6 protein-coding genes are annotated in these 4,316 nt (G+C 69.2%); 5 read left to right on the top strand and 1 reads right to left on the bottom strand.

What is annotated here, in order from left to right; all coding sequences use genetic code 11:
• The 5 genes from DQP56_RS22940 to DQP56_RS22920 all read left to right on the top strand — a co-directional run.
• Nucleotides 1–726: cell division protein FtsQ/DivIB (locus tag DQP56_RS22940; RefSeq protein WP_133259012.1), on the top strand; the 726-nt coding region annotated here is incomplete at its 5' end.
• Nucleotides 727–1,032: 306 nt separating this feature from the next.
• On the top strand, nucleotides 1,033–2,196 hold the full coding sequence (ftsZ, locus tag DQP56_RS22935) for a cell division protein FtsZ (protein WP_112689321.1): 1,164 nt from the start codon (nucleotides 1,033–1,035) through the stop codon (nucleotides 2,194–2,196).
• Nucleotides 2,197–2,213: 17 nt separating this feature from the next.
• Nucleotides 2,214–2,921 (top strand): peptidoglycan editing factor PgeF, encoded by a 708-nt coding sequence (gene pgeF / locus DQP56_RS22930; protein ID WP_112689319.1) that lies wholly within the window; start codon nucleotides 2,214–2,216, stop codon nucleotides 2,919–2,921.
• 154 nt (nucleotides 2,922–3,075) lie between these two features.
• Nucleotides 3,076–3,726 carry a cell division protein SepF gene (locus DQP56_RS22925; protein ID WP_112689323.1) on the top strand — a complete coding sequence of 217 codons (651 nt, stop codon included), beginning with the start codon at nucleotides 3,076–3,078 and terminating at the stop codon, nucleotides 3,724–3,726.
• Nucleotides 3,727–3,798: 72 nt separating this feature from the next.
• Nucleotides 3,799–4,089, top strand: a complete 291-nt coding sequence (locus DQP56_RS22920; RefSeq protein WP_013828685.1) for a YggT family protein — start codon at nucleotides 3,799–3,801, stop codon at nucleotides 4,087–4,089.
• Between the two features lie 60 nt (nucleotides 4,090–4,149).
• On the opposite strand, the gene DQP56_RS22915 is transcribed toward DQP56_RS22920, so the two are convergent.
• Nucleotides 4,150–4,316, bottom strand: a 167-nt coding sequence (locus DQP56_RS22915) for a DUF2249 domain-containing protein (protein ID WP_114475790.1), incomplete at its 5' end; no start/stop codon positions are given.

Raw genomic sequence — 4,316 nt, 5'->3', positions numbered from 1 at the left:
GACGCCAAGCGGCGACTACGGGCCGGCTCCGCCGAGCCGCAGAAGGGTGTTCCGCGGGGTGCCATCCGGGGCTTGAAGATGGTGCTGGCCACCTTCCTTGCGGTGGTGCTGGTGGTCGGGCTCGGGCTCATCCTGTATTTCACGCCGGTGATGTCGGTGCGCGACATCGAGGTCACCGGGATCGCGGCGGTGCCTCGCGAGGAGGTCATCGACGTGGCCAAGGTGCGGCTCGGCACCCCACTGCTGCAAATCGACACCGGCAGCGTCGCCGAGCGGGTTGCCGCGATCCGCCGGGTCGCCAGTACCCGGGTGCAGCGGCAGTACCCCTCGGTGTTGTCGATCACGGTGGTGGAGCGGGTCGCGGTGGTGTTCAAGGATTTTCCGGACGGCCCGCATCTGTTCGACCGGGACGGCGTCGACTTCGCGACGGCGCCGCCGCCGGGGCCGCTGCCGGTCTTCGACGTCGAGAACCCCGGCCCGACGGACCCGGCCAGCCGGGCCGCGCTGCAGGTGATGACCGCGCTGGCCCCCGAGGTCGCCGGCCAGGTCAGCCGGGTGGCCGCCCCGTCGGTCGCTTCCATCACCCTGACGTTGGCCGACGGCCGGGTGGTGGTCTGGGGCAGCACCGATCGCACCGCGGAGAAGGCCCAGAAGTTGGCGGCGTTGCTCACCCAGCCCGGTCACACCTACGACGTGTCGAGTCCGGATCTGCCGACCGTCCGCTAGCGCAGTCGGTACTGTCCGCCGAGCCGGAATCCTGCTACCCGACACGCGACGAACCCGACGCGCTGTTCCGCCTCGGCGAGGGTGGGGCGGAACGGCTGCGACGGTGCCGGGAAAATTCGCCCGGTGTGCCTCGGCGCGTCGGAGCCGAGGACGGGCGGGGCGGCCCTACTGTGGCGGTTACGCGGAACAACTTGACATAACTCTAAGCCTGTGGTTGAGGTTGAGGGTTTGCCGGAAGGTAGTACGGGGAGTTCTGCAGACAGGCCCCAGAGAGGAATCCAATCCCACCAGGGAGGAAGACGAACGATGACCCCACCGCACAACTATCTGGCCGTCATCAAAGTCGTGGGTATCGGTGGTGGCGGAGTCAACGCCGTCAATCGGATGATCGAACAGGGCCTCAAGGGCGTCGAGTTCATCGCGATCAACACCGACGCACAGGCATTGCTGATGAGCGACGCCGACGTCAAGCTCGACGTCGGCCGTGAGTCCACCCGCGGCCTCGGTGCCGGCGCCGACCCCGAAGTGGGACGTCGGGCCGCCGAAGACGCCAAGGACGAGATCGAGGAGCTGCTGCGCGGCGCCGACATGGTGTTTGTCACCGCCGGGGAGGGCGGCGGCACCGGCACCGGTGGCGCACCGGTGGTGGCCACCATCGCCCGCAAGCTCGGCGCGCTGACCGTCGGCGTGGTCACCCGGCCGTTCTCCTTCGAGGGCAAGCGGCGCGGCAACCAGGCGGAATTGGGCATCGCCACGCTGCGGGAGAGCTGCGACACCCTGATCGTGATCCCCAACGACCGGCTGCTGCAGATGGGCGACGCGCAGGTGTCGCTGATGGACGCCTTCCGTAGCGCCGACGAGGTGCTGCTCAACGGCGTCCAGGGCATCACCGACCTGATCACCACGCCGGGGCTGATCAACGTCGACTTCGCCGACGTCAAGGGCATCATGAGCGGCGCGGGCACCGCGCTGATGGGAATCGGGTCGGCTCGCGGCGACGGCCGGGCGCTCAAGGCCGCTGAGATCGCGATCAACTCGCCACTGCTGGAGGCCTCGATGGAGGGCGCCCAGGGTGTGCTGATGTCGGTCGCCGGCGGCAGCGACCTGGGGTTGTTCGAGATCAACGAGGCGGCATCGCTGGTGCAGGACGCCGCACACCCCGAGGCCAATATCATCTTCGGCACCGTGATCGACGATTCGCTCGGCGACGAGGTCCGGGTGACGGTCATCGCGGCGGGCTTCGACTCGGCCGCTGCGGGCCGCAAACCGGTGAGCGGAGCAACGGGCCAAGCACGGCACGCCGTGGCCCCCGGGCAGGCCGGCAAGGTCACGTCGTCGCTGTTCGACCCGGTCGACGCCGTCAGTGTGCCCGCCCCGGCCAACGGTGCGACGGTCAGCGTCGGCGGGCGCAACGGCGATGACGGCACTGACGACGACGACGTCGACGTCCCGCCGTTCATGCGCCACTAGCGTTCGGCTCTGAGTCGGTGACGTTCCGCGTCCGGCGGGTGACGACGACCCGGTCCGGTGGCGTCTCGGCGGCTCCGTTCGACAGCTTCAACCTCGGCGATCATGTCGGCGACGATCCAGCGGCCGTGGCGACCAACCGCGCGCGGCTGGCCAGGGCCACCGGACTCGGTCCCGACCGCCTGGTGTGGATGAACCAGGTGCACGGCGATCAGGTGGTGGTCGTCGATGAACCGCGCGACACCGCGGTCGACGCGACCGACGCACTGATCACCGCCGTGCCCCGGCTCGCCATGGTCGTGGTGACCGCCGATTGCGTACCGGTGCTGATGGCGGATGCGCGCGCCGGCGTGGTGGCGGCGGTACACGCCGGCCGGGTCGGCGCGCAGCGCGGCATCGTCGCCCGTGCGTTGGAGGGAATGCTCGCGGCGGGGGCGCAGCTCGCTGACATCTCGGTGCTGCTCGGCCCGGCGATCAGCGGGTCGCACTACGAGGTGCCGGCGGCGATGGCCGACGAGGTCGAGGCGACACTGCCCGGTAGTCGCACCCGCACCTCGGCCGGCACCCCCGGCCTGGACCTGCGGGCCGGGATCGCCCGGCAACTAAGGGAATTGGGTGTCGAGGCCATCGACGCCGATCCGCGCTGCACGGCGGCCGACCCGAAGCTGTTCAGTCACCGGCGCGACGGCCGCACCGGCCGACTCGCCTCGCTGGTGTGGTTGGAATGAGCCGGCGGTTCCGGCGCGCCGGCGCAGCGACCGGGAAACCGGATGCGCCTGTCCGCGTGTCGTTCCCGCGCCACGGCGCACTCGGCCATTACCGTCACCATAATTAGTCACTTCAGTCACACCTTCATCACAGCCATCAGAGAAGGGTCCAATGATGAGCACACTCCACAAGGTCAAGGCCTACTTCGGGATGGCTCCTATGGAGGACTACGACGACGACTACTACGACGACGGCGATGAGCGCGCCTCGTCGCGCGACTACGCGCCCCGGGGGGAGCGGTTCTCCGAGGACGTCTTCGACCGCGTCGCGGGTCGCTACGACGAACGATTCGACGGCCGCGAGTACGACGAGGCGCCGGCGGGCTACCGGGGCGGCTACGACGATGACCCGCGGTACCGGGGGCGCGACTTCGACCGGCCCCGCGACTTCGAGCGTTCGCGGTTCGCCTCGCTGCGCGGTTCGACCCGCGGTGCCCTGGCGATGGATCCGCGGCGTATGGCGATGATGTTCGACGAGAGCAGCCCGCTGTCGAAGATCACCACGTTGCGCCCCAAGGACTACAGCGAGGCCCGCACCATCGGTGAGCGGTTCCGCGACGGCACCCCGGTGATCATGGATCTGGTGTCGATGGACAACGCCGACGCCAAGCGGTTGGTCGACTTCGCGGCGGGTCTGGCATTCGCCCTGCGCGGCTCGTTCGACAAGGTCGCGACCAAGGTCTTCCTGCTGTCGCCGGCCGACGTCGACGTGACACCCGAGGAGCGTCGCCGCATCGCCGAAACCGGCTTCTACGCCTATCGGTAGGCTGGTGCGACAGTCGGGCCGGTCAGCGCGATGCTGATGCGGGCACATCCTCGTCAGTAAGGTCGCACTCCGTTGGCGCTGTTCTTCACGATCCTCGGTATCGCGCTGTTCGTTTTCTGGCTGTTGCTCATCGCTCGGATCGTCATCGAGTTCGTCCGCTCGTTCAGCCGGGACTGGCACCCACGCGGCGCCACCGTGGTGATCCTGGAGCTGATCATGAGCATCACCGATCCACCGGTGAAACTGCTGCGGCGGTTGATACCGCAGCTGACCATCGGGGCGGTCCGCATCGACCTGTCGATCATGGTGCTGTTGCTGATCGCATTCATCGGGATGGAGCTGGCGCTCCAGCACGCCGCCTGACCAACGGCGGCCAAGCGCCGGGGTGACCCGGATTCGGGTGCCGGGTCACCCCGGGCGTCATCAGACCCGGGTCAGCCGCAGCCGCCACGCCTCCGGGCCACGCTCCTCGTAACCGACGGCCAGCCGGCCACCGCTGCGCTCGGCGAGCTGGTGCAGCAGCGGGATCGGGTCGTGCGGCGCCACCAGCAGCATCGAGCCGCCCGCCGGAACCGCGTCGAAGGCCCCGA

The sequence above is a fragment of the Mycolicibacter senuensis genome (assembly GCF_003284925.1).
Lineage (GTDB): Bacteria > Actinomycetota > Actinomycetes > Mycobacteriales > Mycobacteriaceae > Mycobacterium > Mycobacterium algericum_A.
This window is presented reverse-complemented; position numbering and strand designations above follow the sequence as displayed.